At 62.8% G+C, this 23,862-nt stretch carries 19 protein-coding genes and 1 pseudogene; 10 read left to right on the top strand and 10 right to left on the bottom strand.

What is annotated here, in order from left to right; all coding sequences use genetic code 11:
• From Q8O80_RS21285 to Q8O80_RS21240, 10 genes are all read right to left on the bottom strand, one after another.
• The coding region (locus Q8O80_RS21285) for a response regulator transcription factor (protein WP_305583114.1) at positions 1–488 on the bottom strand (488 nt) is incomplete at its 3' end.
• A complete protein-coding gene (locus Q8O80_RS21280) occupies positions 485–1,618 on the bottom strand; it encodes a sensor histidine kinase (RefSeq protein WP_305583112.1) in 1,134 nt (377 codons plus the stop codon). The genes Q8O80_RS21285 and Q8O80_RS21280, both read right to left, overlap by 4 nt.
• A gap of 571 nt (positions 1,619–2,189) precedes the next feature.
• Positions 2,190–2,789 (bottom strand): DedA family protein, encoded by a 600-nt coding sequence (locus Q8O80_RS21275; RefSeq protein WP_305583110.1) that lies wholly within the window; start codon positions 2,787–2,789, stop codon positions 2,190–2,192.
• A 372-nt stretch (positions 2,790–3,161) separates the two neighbouring features.
• The gene (locus Q8O80_RS21270) at positions 3,162–4,304 is read right to left on the bottom strand and encodes an amidohydrolase family protein (RefSeq protein ID WP_305583108.1); all 1,143 of its coding nucleotides are present in this window, start codon (positions 4,302–4,304) and stop codon (positions 3,162–3,164) included.
• Positions 4,301–4,747, bottom strand: coding sequence for a hypothetical protein (locus Q8O80_RS21265; RefSeq protein WP_305583106.1), 447 nt, complete (start codon positions 4,745–4,747; stop codon positions 4,301–4,303). The genes Q8O80_RS21270 and Q8O80_RS21265 overlap by 4 nt, the downstream gene beginning before the upstream one ends.
• 170 nt (positions 4,748–4,917) lie before the next feature.
• A complete protein-coding gene (locus Q8O80_RS21260; RefSeq protein WP_305583104.1) occupies positions 4,918–5,988 on the bottom strand; it encodes an NAD(P)-dependent oxidoreductase in 1,071 nt (356 codons plus the stop codon).
• 24 nt (positions 5,989–6,012) lie between these two features.
• Positions 6,013–6,759 carry a TetR/AcrR family transcriptional regulator gene (locus Q8O80_RS21255; protein ID WP_305583102.1) on the bottom strand — a complete coding sequence of 249 codons (747 nt, stop codon included), beginning with the start codon at positions 6,757–6,759 and terminating at the stop codon, positions 6,013–6,015.
• A 38-nt stretch (positions 6,760–6,797) separates the two neighbouring features.
• Entirely contained in the window at positions 6,798–7,454 is a 657-nt protein-coding gene (locus tag Q8O80_RS21250) for a response regulator transcription factor (RefSeq protein WP_305583100.1), read from the bottom strand.
• Positions 7,455–7,464: 10 nt separating this feature from the next.
• Positions 7,465–8,937, bottom strand: coding sequence for a sensor domain-containing protein (locus Q8O80_RS21245; RefSeq protein ID WP_305583098.1), 1,473 nt, complete (start codon positions 8,935–8,937; stop codon positions 7,465–7,467).
• Positions 8,838–10,781 carry a serine hydrolase gene (locus tag Q8O80_RS21240; protein ID WP_305583096.1) on the bottom strand — a complete coding sequence of 648 codons (1,944 nt, stop codon included), beginning with the start codon at positions 10,779–10,781 and terminating at the stop codon, positions 8,838–8,840. The genes Q8O80_RS21245 and Q8O80_RS21240 overlap by 100 nt, the downstream gene beginning before the upstream one ends.
• 361 nt (positions 10,782–11,142) lie before the next feature.
• On the opposite strand from Q8O80_RS21240, the gene Q8O80_RS21235 reads away from it, so the two are divergent.
• The 10 genes and pseudogenes from Q8O80_RS21235 to Q8O80_RS21190 form a co-directional block, all read left to right on the top strand.
• On the top strand, positions 11,143–12,147 hold the full coding sequence (locus tag Q8O80_RS21235; protein ID WP_305583094.1) for a LacI family DNA-binding transcriptional regulator: 1,005 nt from the start codon (positions 11,143–11,145) through the stop codon (positions 12,145–12,147).
• A 208-nt stretch (positions 12,148–12,355) separates the two neighbouring features.
• Complete coding sequence (locus Q8O80_RS21230) at positions 12,356–14,182, top strand: heparinase II/III family protein (RefSeq protein WP_305583092.1); 1,827 nt, start codon at positions 12,356–12,358, stop codon at positions 14,180–14,182.
• 109 nt (positions 14,183–14,291) lie between these two features.
• Positions 14,292–16,199, top strand: coding sequence for an ABC transporter substrate-binding protein (locus Q8O80_RS21225; RefSeq protein ID WP_305583090.1), 1,908 nt, complete (start codon positions 14,292–14,294; stop codon positions 16,197–16,199).
• Between the two features lie 78 nt (positions 16,200–16,277).
• The gene (locus tag Q8O80_RS21220; RefSeq protein WP_305583088.1) at positions 16,278–17,267 is read left to right on the top strand and encodes an ABC transporter permease; all 990 of its coding nucleotides are present in this window, start codon (positions 16,278–16,280) and stop codon (positions 17,265–17,267) included.
• A 14-nt stretch (positions 17,268–17,281) separates the two neighbouring features.
• Positions 17,282–18,406: an ABC transporter permease gene (locus tag Q8O80_RS21215; protein WP_305583118.1), complete on the top strand. Its 1,125-nt coding sequence runs from the start codon at positions 17,282–17,284 to the stop codon at positions 18,404–18,406.
• A 4-nt stretch (positions 18,407–18,410) separates the two neighbouring features.
• A complete protein-coding gene (locus tag Q8O80_RS21210; RefSeq protein WP_305583086.1) occupies positions 18,411–19,433 on the top strand; it encodes an ABC transporter ATP-binding protein in 1,023 nt (340 codons plus the stop codon).
• Complete coding sequence (locus Q8O80_RS21205) at positions 19,430–20,554, top strand: ABC transporter ATP-binding protein (protein ID WP_305583084.1); 1,125 nt, start codon at positions 19,430–19,432, stop codon at positions 20,552–20,554. The genes Q8O80_RS21210 and Q8O80_RS21205 overlap by 4 nt, the downstream gene beginning before the upstream one ends.
• The gene (locus Q8O80_RS21200) at positions 20,551–22,404 is read left to right on the top strand and encodes a DUF2264 domain-containing protein (protein WP_305583082.1); all 1,854 of its coding nucleotides are present in this window, start codon (positions 20,551–20,553) and stop codon (positions 22,402–22,404) included. Before Q8O80_RS21205 ends, Q8O80_RS21200 begins: the two co-directional genes overlap by 4 nt.
• Positions 22,401–23,411, top strand: a complete 1,011-nt coding sequence (locus Q8O80_RS21195) for a hydroxyacid dehydrogenase (RefSeq protein ID WP_305583116.1) — start codon at positions 22,401–22,403, stop codon at positions 23,409–23,411. The genes Q8O80_RS21200 and Q8O80_RS21195 overlap by 4 nt, the downstream gene beginning before the upstream one ends.
• Positions 23,412–23,606: 195 nt before the next feature.
• Positions 23,607–23,862: pseudogene (locus Q8O80_RS21190) on the top strand (acyltransferase); the annotation flags it as partial.

Genomic DNA, 23,862 nt, shown 5'->3' with positions numbered 1-23,862 from the left:
GGGTCGCCGGGACGCATGATCGGCCGGCGAACGAAGTCGGCGACGAACCGCCTGGGCATCGCCGGTGAGATGAGGACATCACCGGCGGCGGCGGCGGCGATCGCCTCGAGCCGGAGTCGCGGTGGGGTGTCCTTGAGCAGGAAGCCGGAGGCACCAACTCTGAGCGCCTCGTAGACGTACTCATCGAGTGCGAAGGTGGTGAGCACGAGCACCTTGGTGGCGCTGAGCCGTTCGTCGCTGCAGATCGCTCGCGTCGCGGCGAGACCGTCCATGCGGGGCATGCGGATGTCCATCAGCACGACGTCGGGGCGTGTCCGCCGGGTCTCGGCGATCGCCTGCGCGCCGTCGCCGGCCTCACCGACGACCTCGATACCGGCTTCGTTGGCGAGCAGTGCTGCGAACGCGCGGCGCACCAACTCCTGGTCGTCGACGAGCAGCACGCGGATGTTGCGCTTGGCCACGGCAGGCGCGTCGAGCCGAGGGGTCATGCCTCCCACCTGCCGGGTATTTGGTATGGCACGAACGCGCGCACCATGAACCCGCCGTCCTCGGTGGGTCCGGCGTGGACGGTGCCACCGAGGAGCTCCGCTCGCTCGCGGATGGCGATCAGGCCGATGCCGGTGCCCGGCGCCGCAACACGTTCGATGGCCGGGGCGTCGTTCGACACGGTCACGTGCACGCCGCCGTCCGCGTGCCGGAGCCGGACGATCGCGGGGACGTCGCCAGCGTGGCGAGCAACGTTGACCAGGCACTCGTGCACGATGCGGTGCACCGTCACCACGGTGCTCTCCGCCACGCCTGCAGGATAGCGACCGTCCTCGACCACCTCGACCCCCTCCGAGTGCCCGGCGGCAGCGACGACGTCGCCGAGGGTGGTGGTGGCCCCCGGTACCGGGCGAAGCGGGACCGACTCGTCGGACCGGAGGAGCCCGAGGAGGGATCTCAGCTCGTCGAGCGATCGTCGGCCTGTGTCGTTGATCTCGACGAGCGCAGTGTGAGCGGCGGCGGGATCGCGCTCGAACCCATGGGCTGCAATTCCCGACCGGACGGTGATCGCCGACAACGAATGGGCGACGATGTCGTGCAGGTCGTAGGCGATGCGAAGGCGTTCCGCCTGGAGCCGCTCGGCGACCTGGCGTTCCACGGCGTCCGCTCGACGCCGCACGTTGGAGCGAAGGGCTTCGGCGGCGGCGATCGGGAGCAGAAGAACGGCTGCGTCGGTGGCCCATTCGAACCATAACGGTTCATCATCGACCTGCAGCCCGACGCTGGCCACCACGATCGCTATGAATGACCCGAACCAGATCACAGAACGATCGTCGCTCCGGCGCACGAGACGGAACAGAGCCACGGCGAGCAGCGGTCGCAGCGCGACCGGGCTGGCGGTCCATGTGAGCGTGACGATGTCGAGCACGCCGATCGCCACGACGGTAGCGCGACTGAATCGATCGCCGCCGACGACGAGCAGCACTGCGGCGACGGCCGCCATCGCGATGCCTGAGAGCTGCCGTCCGGCCACGACGTCCGGCTCGCTGAGCAACATGCCGATCGATAGCGCCAACGCGGCGACAAGCACAGCAAGATCAACGCGACCGTTTCGATGCTCCTCCTCGGTCACGACACCACCAACGTCGCGTCCAAGGAAAGTAACCGGCCCCGGCTCGCGAACACGCTCTGGACCGGGCTGCGCACCATCTGGCTCATCGGCCCAGGCCCTTCATCACGTCGTGCACGCGGCCGTCGACGACTACGAGGTGGCCGCCCGCGCTCGCGGACTGCCGATCGACGACTGTGGAATCTGGATGCGAGTACACGAGACCTCCGATGAGTGGTTGGTGTCCCACCATGATGACCGCAACCATCAGCGGCCGCATCCACCCACAGGAGGTGACGCGTACTCTTAGTGGAGTATACCCGCCCGAGAAATTCGTTTCAACAAACGAGCACGCCGGCCAACTCTCTGCGCGGGGTGCTCACGATTTGGGATCACCACCTCTGACGGCTCCCGCACGGTATCAGCACAAGGGGTTTTTTAGCTTGCGCGCGCACGGAGCACTCGGAGCGGGCGTCGCCCTGACTTGCCTTGGACATTTGCCGCCAGCCGCGGGCCTTCTCGATCGGTGGTGCCGTCTGCCGGCTCTCACTACGCTAACCGACAGGCCGGTTGAGGTCTGTTGGTTCTGTCCACACTAGCGACCGCAACTCGAGAGCAGCTTGATCACCCGTTCGATGCAGAGGCCTGCCACCAATGAGAGGAGTATTGCGACTGACACAGCCAGGAAGGGGTTCTGGTAAAGCCACGTCCCTACGAACACGGCGATCAGAATCGTGTAGCTCGCCCATGCCGTGCCAGCGATGGCCGAAATCGGCGCGAACCGACGCCATGGAAAGCCTGTTGCTCCAGCAGTCATGTTCACCGCAGTCCGGCCAATCGGGATCTCGCGCGCGGTCAGGATGATCAGCACCGGCCGCCGGTTCAATTCCTCACGCGCCCACTGACTCGCGCTGGCCACCGCGGGGAACCGCGACTGGCTGATCCGCTCCTGTCCGAGCCACTTTCCGAGCTGGTAGGCAATGTTGTCGCCGCACACGGCGCCCAGGATCGTTGCCGCTACAAGCAGGTACATTTCGGGTGTCCCTGTTGACGCTGAGAGTGCGGCGAGACCGACGACGGCCAACTCACTCGGAATCGGAGGGAAGAAAGCATCGATTAGGACGAATACGAAGACCAGGACGTAGATGCAGGGCGACGTCACGAGTGGTGAGATGAGCTCATTCCATAGGTCCATGTGATACGAGAGCTCCGATGAGTGGTTGGGTCCACCACTATGAGGGGGGTCGCCGGCGGCCGCATCCAACCACAGGAGGCAATGCGTACTCTTGGTGGAGTATATCCGCCCGAGAACTTCGTTTCAGGGAGGGCGCGCCGATCATTTCAGTTGCTTTGCGACATTTTTCAGGACTGGAACGCTGCAGAAGTCCCGGGCGTGGTTCGGCTAACTTTCACTCTCCGACAGCGATCGCATCCAATTGGCAAAAATGCGCCGATGCTCGATCCGGCACCCTTTGGCTGTATCCTGAGGATACAGCCCAAGTGATCTCCGTTCGTGCCGGCCGCTGACATGAAATCAGGCCGCATCCGTCCATCTAGTGCGGATGCGTCAAACCTTTATGCCGAAAAGCTTTTCCGCGTTTCGGAAGGCAATTTTCTCCTTGGCTTCACGTGGCAGATCCACTGCCCGGAACCAGTCGGTTCCTTCCTTCATGTCTGCAAAGGGGTAATCGGTTGCAAACATCAGCCGATCCACACTGATGTACTTCAGCAGGAGGTGGAGCAGGTCATCCTGAAAAAATGCGCTGGTCGTGAACCAGAAATTGTCTTGGAAGTATTGCCCCAAGGGTTTTTTCAGTGAATTTTCGGTCGACCCGCCCAAGTCGTTCACGATGCGCTCGTAGTAGAACGGGAGACCCTCCCCCATGTGGCCGACAATAATCTGCAGTTTGGGAAATCTATCGAAAACCCCATAAATGATCATTCGGACGCACTGAGTTAGCACCTCCTGGTGCCATCCATATCCCGAACCACTGAAGATATAGTCCTGGTACTCTTCCTTGTATTCTGACCGCGTCGTGTCGTAATAGATCTGGAAGACTTCGTCAGCCGGATAGCCGGGATGGAGGTAAATCGGCACATTGAGGGCTTCGGCACGCGCCAGCACGGGCTCAAAATCGGGATGATCAAGGAATTTTTTCCCGATATGCCCATTGGTCAGAACTCCCAGGAAGCCGTCTTCGCGAACAGCGCGCTCCAGTTCGTCCGCTGCGGCCTGCGGACTCTGCAACGGCAGGGTTGCAAAGGCCTGGAACCGTCCCGGATGGGCGGCCATTGGCCCATCCACAAGCCCTTTGTTGAGGCGATAGGCAAAATCGATGCCCTCCTGACCTGGGACATTCTGCACGGCCGGCGTATGCGCGGAGAGGATTGCAATGTTGAGACCGGCCTGATCCATCAAGTCGACGCGGGCCCTGCCGAGGTCGGCAAGCCCAATTTCCGTGAGGAAATCTATATGATCCTGGTTGATGGAGTTCAGCGCCATCAGATCAGGGGTAGAAAAGGTCTCTTCCACGCCAATGAATGGCAAGTCTTGATCGCGCAATGCGATCTCCGAAATCTCTTGCGCGGAGGCGCGCGAGATAATGGCGGGTGCGGACAATCCGGCACCAACACCAAGTGCTGCCGCGCCACTTAGAAAGTTGCGGCGTCCCATCACAAGGTTCTTTTGGGGTTTTGCTATCGGCTTCATGTTGGTTTTGCTCCGACGTTTGTGTCTCCCACCATGATGACGGCAACCATTAGCGGCCGCATCCGCCCACAGGAGGTGGCGCGTACTCTCACTGGAGTATCCCCGCCGAGAAACTGTCTGTTCAGCGAGCAAGGAGTTTGACGTTTGTCATCTCGGGACGCGTCAATTCCATCGAGGTCCATCCCGGCCCATTCGCGACTTCCCAGGATGGCGGAGAATTCGCGCTCTATCTTGCCGGAGAAGGTGCGCAAACGGGCGAGCGCGAAGCTGCCAATGCTGCACGCGGCAACCCTGACCGTGTCGTCATCCGGCAACTGTGAGATCTGCGCGAGTTGATCGCCGCTGGAGCGCACCTGCGTGGGCGAGATCGTCGCGCCGAGTTTTTTGTGCCACATCACCGCCGGAGGCACCCCCCAGGCCAAAGGCGAGAAACAACGCTCCACGCTTCAGTGTTCTCAGGAAACGGCTGGTTGTGGGGCCGCCGACCGAGTCGATGACAAGATCGACGTCAGATGATCGCCATGCACTCACACCGCGATGACGAGATTCTCACATATCCAGGCACGACCGTCAGAAAGGTGTACCGGCGTGACGCCGCCATCGCAGGTGCTGCCTATTCGCGTTGCGCTTGGCTAGCAGCTTGGCGCGCTTGGTCGGCCTGCTCTCGCAACTCCGCAAGGCCAGCCTCCCTCGAAAATCCTGGAAAGTAGCCCAGCTGTGTGCTGGCTTTGTTGATATCGAGAGTCACCTCCACAGCTGATGTTGCATAGGATTGCATCGTCAAAGGCGCGGCGATCTTGCCGGCTGAGAGTGTGCCCAGGGCATCACCGATCCTGGCAATGGTCCTCAACAGGGCGCGTGGCACCGATTTCTCCGGGACAGCCACACCCTGGGTCTCCAGGACCTGGGAAATGAAGCTGCGAAACTCGACCGGCGCGCCGTCGGTGATGAAGTAAACCTCCCCGCCCGAGCCCTTCACGAGGGCCAGCTCGATGCCCACGCAGAGATTGGCGATGTGAGTTGTCGAGGTCAAATAGGTCCCCCCGTTGATCCATGCCATCTGCCCCGATCGTGCAGCCTGCACCAGAAAGGGCAGCGCGGTGGTATCGTCTCGCCCCCAGACAAAGCGGGGTCGGACAACCATCACACTGAACTCTGTCGAGTTGAATGACAGCGCCGCCTTTTCCGCTGCAGCTTTGCTGCGTGAGTAGCCGCCGGCTGGACGGCGCGGAAGGGGCCAGGATTCGTCGGCGTTGACGATGGGGCGCCCATCGGCAAGCACGGATTCGCTGCTGATGTGCACGGCCCGCCCGATACCGGCCTGTCGAGCAGCCTGGAAGACGCGACGGGTACCCTCCTGATTGGTCTTCTGCTGCACTTCGGTGGACAGACCGTGATCTGTGTTCGCTGCGGCGTGCACCAGAGCGCCGCAGCCCCTCATTGCCTCGACGAGGTCGGTCGAAACAATGTCCGCAACAACCGGCGTAGCGCCGAGCTCTCGCAAAAGTTGGGCGCCCTTCTCGCTTCTGGTCAGCCCAATGACATCGGTTCCTGCGGCCAGGAAGTGTCGGACCAGATTGCGGCCGACATAGCCACTGGCGCCGGTGATGAAAATGGGTTTCGGGAAATGCGGCGCGAGCGCGCTCGCGGCCGGCGATGCACTCGCCTCCGTATTGGTAGACATGGTGGTATCCTGTTGTGGTGGTTGCTAATCGGTCTCGGGCAGCGGACGTTCCTGTGGTTCGACGTCGGCAAGCCAAAGGACTTCGCGCAGAATTCGGTGTCGCTCCTCGATATCGAAACGATGAAAGTCCAGATTTTCCAGCAGCTTCAGGCCCTCAAGGGCGAGATATGCCAACTGCGCCCCTCTTGGAGATGAAGCGGTCCGGTGAACATTCTCGATAACTTTGGCCTGATTGGCCTGCATCTTGGCGCGGAGCGGCTTATTCAGCACCAACGCCGCGCTCAGGTTAAGGGCGGCATTGCGGAAGGGGTCGGAAATAGGCGCCTTGGCGCCCAATACCCTGCCGGTGATCGTCTGGTTTTCTTGACTCTCAAGACCTGCTTCAATCTGGCTGTGCATTGCGTTGTCGCGGGCAAATGCCCTCTCCACGACAGCTTCCAGCACAGCCTGCTTGGTCTTGAAGTCATAAAGAACGCTGGCCTTGCTGATCCCCGCCTCGGTCGCCACGCGCTCAAGCGAGAGATTGGCGGCGCCATCTCTTGCCACGACCCTCTCGGCGGCATCGAGGATGCCTTGCTGATCAATCGTCCGCTTTCGGCCCATCATCACCTCTTTTATTTCCGACCGTTCGGTTATAAAAAGAACCGTCGGGCAGGTCAAGGGGTGGCAGGTGGAGGTGTGGCGCAAGGCGAGGCGCGTTCGCGATGGATTAGTAGATCGCCTGCAGAGGACTTTGCGAGCAAGTTCTGGAGTGAAGCGCTGCCAGGCCATGGTCAAATCGCTGACCGAGCGCCTTCGCTATGGATCGCTTAGTGGCCCCGTAGCCACGCCAGTACGGCGAGCACGCGACGATGCTCCTGTTGATCGTCGAACAGGCCAAGCTTGGAGAAGATCGTGGAGATGTGCTTTTCCACTGTTCCCGCCCCAATATCGAACCGACGGGCGATTGCCGCGTTGGTGAGCCCCTCTGCCATTGCCCCCATTACGTCCCGCTCCCGGGGCGTCAGCGACTGCAGGGGATCCTGACGCGCCTTGAGCAAGGTGCTGACCACTTCAGGATCGAGTACCGTTCCGCCGGAAACGATCCGCTCGATTGCCTCGTAGAAGGCATCGATGGCCACCACGCGATCCTTCAGCAGATAACCGACGAAGCCCTGCCCATCCGCAAAGAGCTCCTGCGCATAGAGACTTTCAACGAACTGACTGAGGATAAGCACGGGAAATTTGGGGCGCTCCTGCCTCAAAGCGATGGCGACCTTGAGACCCTCGTCAGTAAAGGTTGGTGGCATCCGAACGTCCATGACCACCAGATCAAGCTCAAGGGTGGGCAGCGCCTGCGTGAACTCGTCGCCATCGGCGAAGGCGCCGGCAACAATGAAGCCGGCTTCCTCGATCAGCCTTACCAAACCTTCACGCAGCAGCACCGAGTCTTCGACAATGGCAATTTGCTGCGGGTGCTTTGACAAATCATCTTCCTCAAGAAAGCCCGGCTGGAATGCGCAGGGTGGCGGTGGTCGGACCACCCTGTGGGCTGGCGATGGAGAACTGGCCGCCAAGCCCTTCGACCCGTTCGGCAATGCCCGACAGGCCATGTCCTGGCAACAGCTTGGCCCCACCTTGCCCATCATCAACAAGCGTTACCACAACAGTCTGCTCCGCCGCGTCGGTCCGGCAGACTATGGCAACGCTGCTTGCGGTACTGTGCTTGATCGTATTCGCAAGCAGTTCGGCAACGACGAAATAGATGCCCTGCTGCACGGCGGCCTCAATCTCCAAATTTGGATCGAATGCAGTCGATACCGTCGTTGGTATGGCATTTCGTTCAGCCAGGGCAGCCAATGCGGCTGCCAGGCCGCGATCCTGCAGGATCGGCGGCGCCAGGCCGCGCACCAGACTGCGCAATTCGTTCAGGGTTTGCGCCGACCGGAGCGCAGCCTCTTGGACCAGGCGAGCAGCATGCTCTGGATCGCTGGAGAACTTGCGCTGAGCGGCGGCGAGATCAAGCTGCAGTCGCAGCAGCTGTTGCTGGGGGCCATCATGCAGGTCTCGTTCGAGTTTGCGCAGGGTTCGACCCTCGGCGGCCATGCCTGACTGCCGCGACCGTCGCAGGCCTGCCATCTGGGCGTCGATCTCCTCAGGACTGTATCGCCCAAGGAATACCCTCGCGATCCGATCGTGCAGAGCGACCATGTTGCGGGTAAGCCATGGCAACCCTACCAAGGCGGCGGCACCAAGCACGGTATAGGCGAGGATCGTGAGCGGCCCGTGCAGGAAGGGCGGCGGCGACCAGAGTGTCGGCCACCAGAGGCCGGCTTGTGCGAGTTCCTCGGGGCTTGTGGCGGCCCAATCGTTCCAGAGCCAACGAGTTGCGCCAGTGAAGATGCTGGCGATCCACACCAGGGCTACGCTGCCGGTAACGGTGCCAAGCACAAGGTAGAGTCCGCCATAAACGACATAACTCCACTGATGGCCATCGAACAGAACCAGCCGCACGCGCTGCGGCCAGGTCTGGGCCGCAAGCTCCGGCCAGATCGGCGGCTCGATGGGAGAAGCGCCGGCCCAGGCGAGGCGCCGGATCTCCAACGCTCCAAACCACCTCGCCAAATATGCCGCCACAAGCAACAAGACGATCCCGACGCCCAGTATTGTCAGTCCCGCGCCGATCGAAACAAGGCAAATCATCACTACCGGGACAGTGAGGGCCAGGGGGAGGGCGGTCAGCAGGAACACGCTCTGGCGCGGCACCAGGGCCCACCGCTCGCGGTCAAAGAGCGAGCGGAACGCAGAGCCAATCGTCTGTGCAACGGATGGGGTCTTGGATTGTGTGTTCTGGTTCATCATCCACTCCCCTAGTAGCTTGTGCCGAACTTCAGCAGGTTGAACACAAAGGCCACCCAAACGACAGCGATCGTTGCCAAGACGAGAAAGATGGCGACAATCGTCGACCAAACGCCCCGCCGGTCACCTATCGCATGCACCAGATTGGCCGCCGCACTGGCGCCCAGGGTGAGCGTGCCAGCCACCGTCATCACCTGAAGGGTCATCAGCAAGGTGTCGGTCCTGGTGCTCAACAGGCTCAAATCGTTGAACATCGCCGTCAGCAACATGAGCCAGCCGACGAATGCCACGACAACCACCAGAGCCGATGCTCGTAGGCCGTGATAGGCAAGACGAGCTGTAGCCGGCAGGGCGAGGCGTGCGCCGTAGCGACGACGGATCAGGGCCGCGGCAGGCCACTGAGCGGCGGTGAGCGCCAGAACTCCCAGGCTTGCAAGGAGGGCAGGCATAAGCCAGCTGGCAGAACGGTGCCACGGCACTGGATCGTACACCATGATGGGCGCCACGCTGTCGAGGCTGAAGCGGGCGGCACCCGTTTCGTCGATTGTCGCAGCGAGGCGTTCATCGCTGTTGCTCGACTGCCAGACGAACGGCTCGACCTCGATCCACTTGCGCACTGGGGCGCCCAGAATCGGCAGGTTGGTCCCCTGCAGTGCGCCATCTTCGGTAACGGTGATGGTGGTCGGCTCCAATAGCTCAGCCAGACTCACGAAACTCGTTGCGGCGCGGCGCGAAGCTGTCCACTGGCCAACCAAGCGGCTGGCGTTGCCTTGCTCAATATCGGTGAGCACCGGCGTTTCTTCGCCCGGAAAGTAGCGGTCGGCAAACCCCGAGAACAGCAGTGCCCGCAGATCATATGCAGCGGCGTTCTCGCCCGTGCTGTTGATCGAGACGAAAATGCCAACTCCTTCATCGATGAACAGGTTGAGATCGGAGTGGAAGGTCACCGTGTCGCCGCCATGGCTGATGACCCGATGGCCGTTGATGGCGCTCTCGTAAAAGCCGAGGGCCATACCGTTGAGCGCAGAAATGGTCGCCAACGCTCGCTGATGCATGAGACGTGCGGTGGAGGGTTGAAGGATCTGCGCGTCGCCCAGGCGCCCTTCGTTCAGGTGCGCCAGCATGAACCGGGCCATGTCGGGAGCGGTGACGGTGAGAGCGCCGGCCGGTGATGCGGCGACCAGTTCGAAAGGTGTCGGCTCACCAGTGGCAGTGGCATAACCATTGGACAGATTGGCAAGCTGCGCTTCGGTCAGTTCCTGCGAGAATGTCGTGCTTTCCATGCCGAGCGGGGTGAAGATATTCTCGTCGACATATTCGCCGAACGACTGTCCGGTGACGCGCTGGACGATGTAGCCGGCCAGCGCCGTGGCGTAGTTGGAATAGGCAGGTGTGGTGCCAGGGGCGAAAATGCGCGCTGGAATGAAGTCACGCACGAGCTCCTCAAACGGCACCGCGTCCTGCGGGTCGAACGCAATCACGTGTTTGAGCTGTTCCTCAAAACCGGCAGTATGAGTCATGATGTTCCGCAGGGTGATCGGCTGCCCCTTGAAGAGCGGAATGGTGAAGTCGAGATAGGTGTTGATGTCGGTGTCGAGGTCGAGCGTTCCGCTTTCAACGAGCTGCATCACGGCGGTCCAGGTCATGAGCTTGGACACCGAGCCGGCGCGGAACAACGTGCGCTCCGGGTCTACTGGCCTGCCGGTTGCAGCGTCGGCATCGCCATAGCCCTTGGTCGCCAGGACTTCGCCATCCGCAACGACGGTCACAACAGCACCCGCCATATCGCCGGCCTGCAAGGCATAGGGCACGATCCCATCAAGCCAGGACTCGAGATCTGCCCGTTCCAGGCTATGAGCCGCGGGTTCGGCGGGCAGGGGCAACCCAGCTTCTTGCGCCAGGGTTGGCCCGGTCAACGTCATCGCCAGCAGGACGAGCGTGGTCAGTCTTCTCATCTTGAAACCTCTTTGTTCGGTGGCTCCATAGTCGGCCAGCCGATGCGATCGTGGAACAGGGCGCGCCCCCCCGGGAATGCGGGGGATAACCCCCAGACACTCAAGTGCTGGCCCTATAGTGTGTTCGCAAAGATCTGCCGCTGGCAAAGTGTGCATGGAAACGCCCAGCTCAGCTCGGGTGTCGGCTGCCACTGGACAGGTCGAATACGAGGCAAACAAGCATTTGGGCGGTGGCGCCGTTCAGGATTGAGAGCCGATGGAATGGCCGGGAAGGCGCTTTCTGCCATAGTATAAGCCGCCTCGGGGCTTGCTTTGCCCAAAAAACGCAAATATTGCGTTGGTAGCAAAGCGAGGCGAAGCAGTGGCACTCCAGAGACGCGCAAACCAGGCTGATATCGCAGAACGCCTCGGGGTTTCGGTGAGCACGGTGTCGCGTGCGCTCGCCAATGAGATCGGTATCAGCGACGCCGTGCGTCGCGATGTCCAGCGGATGGCGCGGATGCTGGGATACAAATCCAAGCATCGCATGGCGGCGGTGAGTGGCGACAGGCGGGCGGTGGCATTGGTGCCGCTGGGCAGCGCTACGAGCGGGCTCAGCGGGTTCTATTTCGGTATTGTCGAGGGCATGCGGGCACAGGCGGCTCTGGCCGGGATGGCGCTCGATGTGCGGCTGGTGAATGAGTCGGCGGTGACGCTGGATCTGATCAAGAAACAGATTGCCCAGGCCGATGCCGGGGGGCTGCTGCTGGCGGGGATCGATGCGTGGGATGAGCTGGCCGCCTGGACCGCCGAGGCTGAGGTGCCCATGGTCCTGGTCAATGGCAGCGACCCCAATATGCGGGTGAGCTCGGTGTCGCCGGCCAATTTCTACGGGGCCTTCATGGCCACCCAGCGGCTGCTCGATGCGGGGCATCGGCGCATCCTGCACTATACGCATCTTTACCGACCGACAATTCGTCAACGCCAGCGGGGGTTTGAGACGGCTATCGCCAGAACGCCCGGGGCGGTGGGGACTTTGGTCAATACCGATGAGCGGCATACCAAGGAATTGCTGGGCGACATCCTGGCCGGCAAGCATGACATCACGGCTGCCTTCATCTGGAACGACATCGCGGCGGTAGAGATGCTGGAAGGCATTTATGGCGCCGATAGCCCGCTACCCCGGCATTTCTCGATTATCGGTTTCGACGACCTGCCGCTGGCCAGCATGGCGACGCCGCGGCTGAGCACGACGCGGGTGGATCGCGAGGCGATCGGACGGGGGGCTGTGCGGTTGCTGGTCGAGCATATGGACGGCGAGACCGCGGTGCAGCAGCTGGAAATCGGCGTCACCATGGTCGAGGGCGAGACGGTCTTTTCGGTCTGAATCCTGAAAGAACAGGGCGGGCATGGTGGGGATATCCTGCATCTTGCCGGTTTTTACCCAGCCTATGTCATTGCCGTCGCGATGCAAAATGAGCAAATTTGCGTAACTTGCGTGATTTACGCAAAATACTTGCGATCGCGCAAAAACTCGCCTAGCTTTCAGATGCCTCACGAAACACCGGCCAGAGCATGGCCGCAAGGGAGTCGGGATGGATCTGCGTCGCTGGAACGTCAAGCATGTGCGACTGGTGCTCGAGGGCGCCCCAGCCTTTGCGCCGTTCCCGCGCCACGGCCTGCCTGACCTTGCCGCCATCCGGGCGCAGGTGGGCAATGAGGGGATCGACCAGTTGCGCGTAGCGGCGCGGGCGGATGTTGTCGCGCCCATTCCGGCGCTGCCGGCCGAACTCTATCTCGATTTTGCCAGGACCGGACGGCGCGAGGGCTATGAAGACGCCCAGCGAAGGCGCCGCAACATGCTCTATCGGCTGGTGCTGGCTGAATGGCTGGGCGGTGAGGGAGAATTCAGTGCCGCTGCGGAAAACCTGCTCTGGGCGCGGCTTGAGGAAACCAACTGGGCCTGGCCGGCCCATGCCAGGACGCTGGATTTCCCCGATCGGCCAACGCTCGACCTGGCCGCGGCGATGACAGCGCTGGACCTGGCGGAGGCGGATTATCTGCTGGGCGAGGCGCTCTCGCCGCAACTGCGGGCCCGCATTCGCAGCGAAGTCGAGCGCCGCGCCATTGCGCCATTTCTCGAGCGCAATGATCACTGGTGGCTGCATACGACGCCGCAAAAGCAGGTCAACAACTGGACTGCGGTCTGCGTGGCGGGCGTGGTCGGCGCCGCCTGCTACCTCGAGGCCGACCTGGACCGGCTGGCCGCGATCATCACGCGGGGCCTCCATAGCCTCGCCGATTATCTGGAAACCTTTGACAGCCAGGGCGGCTCGACCGAGGGCCCCGATTACTGGTCCTATGGCTTTGGCAATTACGTCGTGCTGGCGCATCTGCTGCAGGCGCGGACGGGCGGGCAGATCAACCTGCTGGCCGATCCGCTGGTCAGGGAAATCGCGCAATTCCCGCTGCGGACGGTGCTGACGCAGGGCGTGTGGGCCAGCTTTTCGGATTCTGACAGCAATCCCACCTTTCCGTCCGGCCTGCTGTCGCATCTTGCCGAAAGTCTGGACCTGCCCGCGCTGACCGAACTGGGCATGCGCAACGACTTCGCGGTCGAGCATTTCAACCAGTTCGCCTGGCCCCTGCGGCAGTTCGCCTGGCCGCTCCCCGAAACCAACCTGGCCTTTGGCGGCACGGCGCATGACTGGTTCGCGGATATGGCCTGGATGATCGCCCGGCTCGACCCCGCCGATTCCCAGTCGCTGCGACTGGCGGTCAAGGGCGGGCACAATGACGAGATGCACAACCAGAACGATATCGGCTCGTTCATGGTGGTCAGTGGCGGCAAGGTGGTGCTGACCGATCCGGGCCGGGGCCGCTATTCCAAGGCCTATTTCGGACCCGAGCGCTACGACAATCTCATGGCTTCCTCGCGCGGCCATTCAGTGCCCGTGGTCAACGGCCATGAACAGGCCGAGGGGCGTCATCATGGCGCCCGCGTGCTGCACCATTCCCATAGTGCGGCGAGCGACAGGCTGGAGCTGGACATGGCCGCAGCCTATCCGGCCGCGGCGGGTCTCTCGTCGCTGCGGCGCAGCCTCAGCCTTGATCGTGCGGCAGAAAATGGCCGCGTGCTGCTCGAAGACAGTTTTGCCTTTGCCGGGGATGACGGCCAGTTCCAGTCGGTGCTGGTGACGCCCATGGCCGTGTCCGCCGGCGAAGGGCGGGTGGCCATCGGGGAGGCCGGAGGCGGCGTCAATGTCGACTATGACGCCAGTGATTTCGAGGTTTGCCTCGACCGGCATGAGCGGGTGGAAAAGCAGTACCAGCCCGCCATCGACCTTATTCGCGTGGTGTTCACACCCCGGCAGCGGAGCCGGGAGGGCCGCCTCGCGCTCACCATCTCGCCGCTTACATGAGCGCGGGTATTGCTCGCTGAGCAAGGACTATCGGGGCGCCCGGCCGGGAGGAACAGCCGGGAGCCAGATGCAACCGCCGGAGCCTGGCTTCGGCACAGGGAGGACTAAGATGAGGAAAGACAATGTCTTGGGCTTGGCCGGAGCCGTGGCCCTCGCGGCCATGATGGCCGCGGCCGCACCGGCGCTGGCCCAGCAGCAATCACCCACGTTCGACGATCTGGTATCGGCCGGCACATTGCCGCCGGTGGCCGAACGCCTGCCGGCCAATCCGCTGGTGGTCGAGGGCGACAGTATCGGCCAATATGGCGGCACCTGGCGCATGGGCATGAATGGCGGTGGCGACAACGGCCTGATCGTCAAGGCCGTGGCCTATGAAGGCCTCGTGCGCTTCGCCAGCGATTGGAAGAGCGTGGAGCCGAACCTAGCGGAAAGCTGGGAGGCCAATGCGGAGGCCACTGAATATACCTTCAAGCTGCGCGAAGGCGTGAAGTGGTCGGACGGCACTCCATTCACCGCCGCCGATATCGCCTTTACCGTTGAGATGTTCCACGACCCCGACTATGCGGCGGCGAGCTGGATCGACAACAAGAACAATCCGGCTTCGATCGAGGTTATCGACGACTACAACTTCAAGCTCACCTTCCCCAAGCCAAACGGCATGCTCATGGACGAGTTGGCGAGCGTGAACGGCACCCAGATCACGTCGCTGCAGAAGGCCTATTGCAGCCAGTTCCATCCGACCTACAACGAGAATGCCGCGGCGGAAGCCGAAGCGGCCGGCTTTTCCAGCTGGGCGCTCCATCTGCAGGATCGCTGCGCCTGGGGCTGGGAAACCATCCGCTTCGCCAATCCCGACCTGCCCGTGCTTTACGGCTGGGTGATTGAGACGCCGCTGACCGCCAATGCCGCGCGCGTAACCTGGAAGCGTAATCCCTATTACTGGAAGGTCGACGTTGAAGGGAACCAGCTTCCCTATATCGACAGTCTCGATATGCGCGTCAGTCAGGGCGGTGTCGAAGAACTGACGCTTGCCGCGCTCAATGGCGAGATCGACTTCCAGGAACGTCACATCGCGACCAACACCAACAAGCCCTTATTCTTTGATGGGCAGGAAGCGGGCGGCTATCACCTGGGCGAGGTCATTCCCTCGGCATCCAACACGTTGGTGCTGCAGCTCAACTTCAGCCATGAAGACCCGGTCAAGCGCGAGCTGTTCCGGAACAAGGACTTCCGCGTCGGCATCAGCCATGCCATCGACCGCGAGGAGATCGTTGACGTGGTGTTTACCGGCCAGGGCGAACCCTTCCAGGTGGCGCCGCGCCCGGAATCTCCGTTGTATGACGAGGAACTGGCCAAGCAGTATACCGAGTTCAATCCCGAGCTTGCCATCCAGCATCTGGAGGCGGCCGGCCTGACCGAGACGAATGGTGACGGCATCCGCCTGATGAGCGACGGCAATCCAGCCAAGATCACGGTCGACGTGATTTCCGCGCTGCGACCGGAATGGATCGACATGCTCGAAATCATGCAGCTGCAGCTTGCCGCTGTTGGTGTCGAGATTGAGCTCAACAACATCGACCGCACGCTGTTCTACGAAAAGCGCCCGGGCAACGAGTATGACGCCCAGGTCTGGGCCGGCGACGGTGGCCTCGAGGTGATGCAGGACCCGCGCTACTACATGCCGTTCAGCGATGAATCGGTCTGGGCCTATCGCTGGGCACAGTGGTTCAACGGCACGCGCCCTGAGATCGCCGAGGAACCCGCCGATTGGGCCAAGCAGCAGATGGAGCTCTACAACCAGGTCCGCGCGTCCTCCGATCCCGATGAGCGCACGGAGCTGATGAACCAGGTCCTGGCCATCACCAAGGAACAGTTCCCGGTCATCGGGGTGAGCCTGATGCCGAACTCCTATTCGATCATCCGGAACAACCTCAAGAACGCGCCGGAGAGCATGTTCAATGCATGGCTCCTCCCGACCCCGTCCGCGACGAATCCGATGACCTGGTACTTCGAATAAGCGGCACCCTCCCTCCGCTTCATCCCCTCGCGGCCCAGTCGCCGCGGGGGGAATCTCCACCCTCTCGGGAAAGATGCTATGACCGGCTTCATCACTCACCGCATCATCGCCATGCTGCTGACACTGGTGGCGGTATCCATCGTGGCATTCGCCATCATCCAGCTGCCGCCAGGCGACTATCTCACGAGCTATATCGCTGCCCTGTCGTCGACCGGCGACCAGGTCGATCCGAGGGTCATCGAAAACCTGCGCCGGCAATATGGGCTGGGTGAGCCGTTCTATGTGCAATACTGGAAATGGGTCACCGGCGTGGTGCGCGGCGATTTCGGCCACAGCTTCGAATGGAAGCGCCCGGTATGGGAGCTGATCTGGGGTCGGCTGGGCAATTCCCTGATGATCGAAGGCATGGCGGTGATGGTCATGTGGCTGGTCGCCCTGCCCATCGGTATCTATGCGGCGGTGCGCAAATATTCGCTAGGCGACTACCTCGCCACCATTGGCGGCTTTGTCGGCCTCGCCATCCCCAATTTTTTGTTCGCGCTGATCCTGATGTACCTGGCCTATATCTGGTTCGGCACCACGATGGGGGGCCTGTTCTCGCCCGAATTCGAGAATGCCCGCTGGAGCCTGCCGCGCATCTGGGATTTCCTCAGCCACGCCTGGGCTCCGGTGCTCGTGCTGGCGATGGCAGGCACGGCCGAACTCATCCGCATCCTGCGTGCCAACCTGCTCGATGAGCTGCAAAAGCCCTATGTCACCACCGCCCGGGCCAAAGGGCTGCCGGAATGGAAGGTGGTGCTCAAATATCCGGTGCGACTGGCGCTCAATCCCCTGATCTCAACCATCGGCTGGCTGCTGCCGGCGCTGGTCTCGGGCTCGGTCATCGTCTCGGTCGTGCTCAACCTGCCCACAGCCGGCCCGATGCTGCTGCGCTCGCTGACCACGCAGGACATGTATCTGGCGGGGGCGATCATCCTGCTGCTGAGTGTTCTGACCGTCATCGGCACGGTGATCTCTGACATTCTGCTCGCCCTCATCGACCCGCGCATCCGCTACGGGAGCAAGTAATGGCCGTGGAAACCATGCCGATTGCCACCGCATCTGCCGCAATCCCCCGCCCGCGCCGCGAAAGCCAGTTCGGGCTGATGTGGCGTCGCTTCCGGCGCCACAAGCTGGCGGTGGTGAGCCTGTGGGTGGCGGGCCTTTTCTATCTGGTGGCGCTGCTGGCCGAATTCCTCGCGCCGGTCGAACCCTCCGCCTATAGCGCGCGCTTCACCTATGCGCCGCCACAGGGGCTGCATTTCCTGCATCACAATGAGGACGGCAACTGGCAGTTCGGTCCCTATGTCTATGGCTACAAGACCGAGATCGACCCGGTGGCGCTGCGACGGACTTTCGTGATCGACGAGGCGGTGCGCCTGCCGGTGTCGTTCCTGGTCGAAAGCAAGCCCTATAGGCTGATGGGGTTCATCCCCATGTCGGTCAAGCTGATGGGGGTCGAGAACCCGCGCGACCCCTTCTACATCCTGGGCGCCGACCGGCTGGGGCGCGACATGCTGAGCCGGCTGATCCACGGCACGCGCATTTCGCTGTCGATCGGGGTGGCGGGCGTGACGCTAAGCCTGTTCTTCGGCATCGTGATCGGCGGCTTTGCCGGCTATTATGGCGGCTGGTTCGATAGCGCCGTGATGCGGGTGATCGAATTCATCCGCTCCATGCCCACCATTCCGCTCTGGCTGGGGCTGGCCGCGGCCTTGCCCAGGGACTGGTCGGCGCTGCAGACCTATTTCGCCATTACCATCATCCTGTCGCTGATCGGCTGGACCGAGCTGGCACGCGTGGTGCGGGGACGGTTTCTTTCACTTCGTACCGAGGACTTCGTGACGGCGGCGCAGCTCGACGGCGCCAGCGACTGGCGCATCATCACCCGGCATATGGTGCCCAGCTTCATGAGCCACATTATCGCTGCGGCGACGCTGGCCATTCCCGGCATGATCCTGGCGGAGACGGCGCTGTCCTTCCTCGGGCTCGGGCTGCAGGCACCCATCGTCAGCTGGGGCACGCTGCTGCAGGACGCGCAGAATATCCGCACGCTGGCCACGGCACCCTGGCTGCTGGCGCCGGGGCTCTGCGTGGTGGTGGTGATCCTGGCGATGAACTTCTTTGGCGATGGGCTGCGCGATGCGGCCGATCCACATGGGCGGTAGAGCAATGGCCGAAAATCCCATCCTGACCATCAAGGACATGTCCGTCAGCTTCTCCTCGCCCGACGAGGCCGATATCGAAGCGGTGCGGCAGGTGGACCTGACGCTGACGCCAGGCAAGACGCTGGCGCTGGTGGGTGAGAGCGGCTGCGGCAAGTCGGTGACGGCGCGCGCCGTGCTGCGGTTGCTCGACAACAATGCCGAAATCCGGCGCGGGTCGATCCGGTTCGAGCCAGAGGGTCAGGCGCCGACCGATATTGCCCGGCTCAAGCCGGATAGCCTGCCGCTGCGGGCCATTCGCGGCAACCAGATTGCGATGATCTTCCAGGAACCGATGAGCTCGCTTTCCCCGGTGCATACCATCGGCGACCAGATCGACGAGATGATGATCATCCACGAGGGGCTGAAGCCCAAGGCGGCGCGCGAGCGCACCGTGGCGTTGCTGGATCAGGTGGGGATACCCGGCGCGCGGGAGCGGGCAGATGCTTATCCGTTCCAGCTGTCGGGGGGGCTGCGGCAGCGCGCCATGATCGCCATGGCCCTGGCCTGTACGCCGCAAATCCTGATTGCGGACGAGCCGACCACGGCTTTGGATGTGACGACGCAGGCGCAAATCCTTGACCTGCTGCGGCAGCTGCAGGCCGATTTCGGCATGGCCATGCTGTTCATCACCCATGATCTGGGCGTGGTTGCCGAAATCGCCGACGAGGTGGCGGTGATGTATCTGGGCGATGTGGTGGAGCAGGGTAGCGTCTATGACGTCTTCGCCCGGCCCAGCCACCCCTATACCCAGGCCCTGATGAACTCCATTCCCAAGCTGGCGCGCAAGGCTGACCGGGTGCGGCTCTCGCCAATCAAGGGCACGGTGCCGGCGCCCAAGGATCGGCCGGAAGGCTGCGCCTTCACCAGCCGCTGCCCATACGCTTTCGAGCCGTGTCCGACGATCAGGCCGGCGCAGACAGATGTGGGCAATGGCCACCACGCGCGCTGCCATCTGCTGACCCGCGTGCCGGTGGAGGAGCCAGCATGAGCAAATTGCTGAGTGTCGAGCATCTTTCAAAGCACTTTCTGCTTTCGGGTGGCTGGTTCGGGCCGGAAAGGCGGCTCGATGCGCTGACCGATATCAATTTGAGTGTGGAAGCAGGTGAGACGCTGGCCATTGTGGGTGAAAGCGGCTGCGGCAAGACCACACTGGGGCGCTGTATCATCGCGGCGCAAAGCACCAGCGAGGGCAGGGTGGTGTATCACCCCACATCGGGCGGCGATGTCGAACTGACGGCGCTTTCCAAGCGGGAGATCAAGCCGTGGCGGCAGGATATCCGCATGATCTTCCAGGACCCGATGAGCTCGCTCAACCCCAATATGCGGGTGTTCGACATTGTCGCCGAGCCCCTGCGCATCCACCGCATCTGCAAAGGGCGGGAACTGGAGGAGCGGGTGATCTCGACGCTGGAGAAGGTGGGCATTCCGGCCGAGGCGGTCGGGCGCTATCCGCATGCCTTTTCGGGCGGGCAGCGTCAGCGCATTGGCATTGCCCGGGCGCTGGTGCTCGACCCCAGGCTGGTGATCGCCGACGAGGCGGTCTCGGCGCTGGACGTTTCGATCCAGGCGCAGGTGCTGAACCTGCTGGAAGACCTCAAGGACGAGTTCGGGCTGACCTACATCTTCATCAGCCATGATCTGGGGGTGGTCAACTACATCGCCGACCGGGTGGTGGTGATGTATCTGGGCCATGTGGTGGAAAACGCGCCCACCGAGATGCTGTTCGAGCAGCCGCGCCATCCCTATACCGAACTGCTGCTCGAAGCGCTGCCCATTGCCGACCCGCTCCGGCGCAAGGGCCGGAAAAAAGAGGTGCGCGGGGAAATTCCCTATCTGGGCAATCGGCCGGCCGGCTGCCCGTTCCACACGCGCTGCAAATATGCCGAGGATGTGTGCCGCAAGGACAAGCCGGCGCTGCGACCGATCAACGGCACGGCGCAGGAAGCGGCCTGCCACTTCGCCGAAAAGCTGGAATTGAAGGGTGCCTATGAAGACGCGCCCATCGGCCATGGCGTGGAGGCGAGCCTGGATGCGTCGCGGCGGCCACACGTTCATCAAAGCGGGGGCGATGGCTCCACTGCTGAGTTCGCAAGGAATTTGCCTGAATGACCTATGATCCAGTGAGCGCCAATCCGCTGCACGGCAATCCGCTCAAGAGCCGCGCCGATATGGAAAACGCGCTGCATGACCTGTTCAATCCGCTGCTGCCGTTCTTCTCCGACGGCGGCGCGCGGGTGCGGCTGGATGCGGCGGGGGCGCATTTCGACCGGGCGGCGGCGGACCTCGAAGGGTTCGCGCGCCCGCTCTGGGGCGTGACGCCGCTGGCTGCGGGCGGCGGCAGTTTCGAGCACTGGGAACTTTATCGGCGCGGACTGGCCAATGGCACCGACCCCGAGCATCCCGAATATTGGGGCACCGTCAATTCGACCGACCAGCGCATGGTGGAGCTGGCGGCGATCGGCTTTGCCATGCGGATGGTGCCGCAACTGGTGTGGGAGCCGCTGGACGAGAAAGCCAAGGCCAATCTGGCGGCATATCTCAAGCATGCCCGCAGCTTCGATTATGCCGACAACAACTGGAAGTTCTTCCGCATCCTCGTCGATCTGGGGCTGGAGGAATGCGGGGTGGCGTTCGACCGCTCGCTGACCGAGAAATATCTCGAGGAACTGGACGGATTCTACCTCGGCGACGGCTGGTATCGCGATGGCAATATCAGGCGGATCGACCACTACATTCCCTTTGCCATGCACTTTTATGGGCTGATCTATGCCAGGCTGGCGCGCGGCGACGAGGCGCGCGTCGCTGCCTACAAGGAGCGGGCGCAGCTCTTCGCCAGGGATATTCGCCACTGGTTCGACGAGGATGGCGGCACACTCGCCTTTGGGCGGAGCCTCACCTATCGCTTTGCCTGTGGCGGCTTCTGGGGTGCACTGGCCTTTGCCGACCTCGAGGCCCTGCCCTGGGGCGAGATCAAGGGGCAGTTCATGCGCCACCTGCGCTGGTGGGCAGACAAGCCGATCGCCAACCGCGATGGCATTCTCTCCATCGGCTATGGCTATCCCGACCTCTTGATGTCCGAAAGCTACAATTCGGCCGGCTCGCCCTATTGGGCGCTCAAGGCGTTTCTGCCCCTGGCGCTGCCGGCGGACCATCCGTTCTGGACGGCAGAGGAAACCCCGGCAGTGACCAGCAAGAAGCCGGTGCCGCTCAGGCATCCCGGCATGGTGATGATGCACACCAAGGGCAATGTGGTGGCTTTGTCGAGCGGGCAGCAGAACTGGCAGATGCGCCATGGCACCGAGAAATATGCCAAATTCGTCTATTCCAGCCGCTATGGTTTCTCGGTGGAAGTGGACGAACGTGCCTATCACCAGGGCGCGTTCGACGGGGCGCTGGCGTTTTCCGACGATGGCCGGCATTACCGGGTGCGGGAAACCAATGAGGTGGCGAAAATTGCCGAGAGCACGCTGTTCTCGCGCTGGAAGCCGTGGGCCGATGTCGTGGTCGAGACCTGGCTCATTCCGGCCAATGGCTGGCATGTGCGGGCGCACCGGATCGTGACCCCGCGGGCGCTGCATGCCACCGAAGGCGGCTTTGCCATTGGTCGGGCCGATGCAAATGCCGATAGCTGTATCGACGAGTCTGGACGCGCGGTGGCCAGAAGCCAGACCGATGTGAGCGCCATTGTCGATCTTGGCGGGACGCGCGAGGGGCGGGCGCACAGGGCGCTTCCCAATACCAATCTCATCGTTTCCAAGACCATCGTGCCGCAATTGCGCGGCGATATCGCGGCGGGAACGACGGTGCTGATGACGGCGGCGATGGCGCTGCCGGCGGGGGCGGAGGCCGAGGTGCTGCTGGCGCGGCCGCCTGCGCCCCCGGATCTCGCTGCCCTGGAGGCGCTGTTTGCCCGCGAGGGCGTGGATGTCAGCGCCATAATGGTGCCGGAGCGGTTCTGATGGCCCCCAAACTCGCCTTCGCCCTGGCGGCGGACAAAACCAAACATGTGTTCGACGCGGCGGCGCTGGCGCGGCTGGCCAGGACCTGCGACGTGGTGCAGACGGCGCCGCTGGAAGAGTTCGACAGCCCGGCGGCACGTGGCGTGCTGGGGCAGATCGATATCCTCGTCACCGGCTGGGGCTGCCCCATGGTGACGGCGGACGTGGTGCGGGCGGCGCCCAATCTCAAGCTCATTGCGCATGCGGCGGGCACGGTGAAGTACACGCTTGACCCGGCAGTCTATGATGCCGGCATCAGGGTGACCCATGCTGCCGATGCCAATGCGGTGCCGGTGGCCGAATATACGCTGGCCTCGATCATTTTTGCCAACAAGCGGGCATTCGAGCTGCGCGACCGCTATCGGGCCGATCCGGGGCGTCGCTCGAGCTATGCGCTGATGGACGAGCCCATCGGAAACTACCATCGCACCATCGGGCTGGTGGGCGCCTCGCGCATCGGCCGCAAGGTGGCGACGATGCTGGCGGGCTTCGACTTCACGGTGCTGGTCAGCGACCCGTTTGTGCGCATGGGCGATCCGGTGCTGGCGGGCGCTGAACTGGTGAGCCTCGACACGCTGATGGCCCGTTCGGACGTGGTTTCGGTGCATGCGCCGTCGCTGCCCGCGACGCGGGCCATGATCGGGGCACGGGAATTGCAGCTGATGAAGGACGGGGCCGCCTTCATCAATACGGCGCGCGGGGCGCTGGTGGATGAGGCAGCGCTGATCGCCGAATTGCAGACCGGGCGCATCCATGCGGTGATCGACGTAACCGATCCGGAAATTCCCGAACGGGGATCGCCGCTGTACAGCCTGCCCAATGTATTTCTTACGCCCCATATTGCCGGGGCAGTTGGCACGGAGCGGCTGCGGCTGGGGCAGTTGGCGATCGAGGAAGTGGAGCGGTTCGTCATGGGCCTGCCGCTGGAATTCGCGGTCGAGCCGGCACTGCTGGAGCGGTTGGCATAGTGGGCTTGATCCAGCCTCATCCACCGGCCGGCACCTCCCCTCGACGGGGGAGGTTGGGAGGGGGTGTTGAGAGCCACGATATCGGGGCTAACCGCCCCCACCCTTGATCCCTCCCCGCAAGAGCCTGCACTCGGGCGCGCCAGAGCGCGACCCGGGTGGGGAGGGTGTCGATTGAGATATTTGAGCTGGTGAGCAATGAAACCGCCTATCGCTGAAAACCCCCAGGTCACGGGCCATGCCGAACACGAGGCGCGACTGCAGTTTCTGACCTGGGACCGCACACAAGCCGATATCGAGTCGCCGGAGCATCGGGCGCGGCAGGCTCGTCTTGCACAAGCGGCGGGCGCCAGCTTTCATCCGACTGCCTATGTGGCGGCAGAGGCGGCCATTTTCACCAGCCATCTGGTGCTGGGAGAGCAAAGCTGGATCGCCGGGCATGCGCTGGTGCGGG

Source organism: Devosia sp., from assembly GCF_030689745.1.
Lineage (GTDB): Bacteria > Pseudomonadota > Alphaproteobacteria > Rhizobiales > Devosiaceae > Devosia > Devosia alba.
The sequence above is the reverse complement of the archived record's forward strand: the minus strand, read 5'-3'. Positions and strand labels throughout refer to the sequence as shown.

Excerpts from the sequence above, each read along its gene's own strand:
- Q8O80_RS21230 (WP_305583092.1), top strand. The coding sequence starts at position 12,356 with ATGGATCTGCGTCGCTGGAACGTCAAGCATGTGCGACTGGTGCTCGAG.
- Q8O80_RS21205 (WP_305583084.1), top strand. The coding sequence starts at position 19,430 with ATGAGCAAATTGCTGAGTGTCGAGCATCTTTCAAAGCACTTTCTGCTT.
- Q8O80_RS21255 (WP_305583102.1), bottom strand. The coding sequence starts at position 6,759 with ATGGCCTGGCAGCGCTTCACTCCAGAACTTGCTCGCAAAGTCCTCTGC.
- Q8O80_RS21215 (WP_305583118.1), top strand. The coding sequence starts at position 17,282 with ATGCCGATTGCCACCGCATCTGCCGCAATCCCCCGCCCGCGCCGCGAA.
- Q8O80_RS21260 (WP_305583104.1), bottom strand. The coding sequence starts at position 5,988 with ATGTCTACCAATACGGAGGCGAGTGCATCGCCGGCCGCGAGCGCGCTC.
- Q8O80_RS21200 (WP_305583082.1), top strand. The coding sequence starts at position 20,551 with ATGACCTATGATCCAGTGAGCGCCAATCCGCTGCACGGCAATCCGCTC.
- Q8O80_RS21210 (WP_305583086.1), top strand. The coding sequence starts at position 18,411 with ATGGCCGAAAATCCCATCCTGACCATCAAGGACATGTCCGTCAGCTTC.
- Q8O80_RS21275 (WP_305583110.1), bottom strand. The coding sequence starts at position 2,789 with ATGGACCTATGGAATGAGCTCATCTCACCACTCGTGACGTCGCCCTGC.
- Q8O80_RS21240 (WP_305583096.1), bottom strand. The coding sequence starts at position 10,781 with ATGAGAAGACTGACCACGCTCGTCCTGCTGGCGATGACGTTGACCGGG.
- Q8O80_RS21225 (WP_305583090.1), top strand. The coding sequence starts at position 14,292 with ATGAGGAAAGACAATGTCTTGGGCTTGGCCGGAGCCGTGGCCCTCGCG.
- Q8O80_RS21220 (WP_305583088.1), top strand. The coding sequence starts at position 16,278 with ATGACCGGCTTCATCACTCACCGCATCATCGCCATGCTGCTGACACTG.
- Q8O80_RS21270 (WP_305583108.1), bottom strand. The coding sequence starts at position 4,304 with ATGAAGCCGATAGCAAAACCCCAAAAGAACCTTGTGATGGGACGCCGC.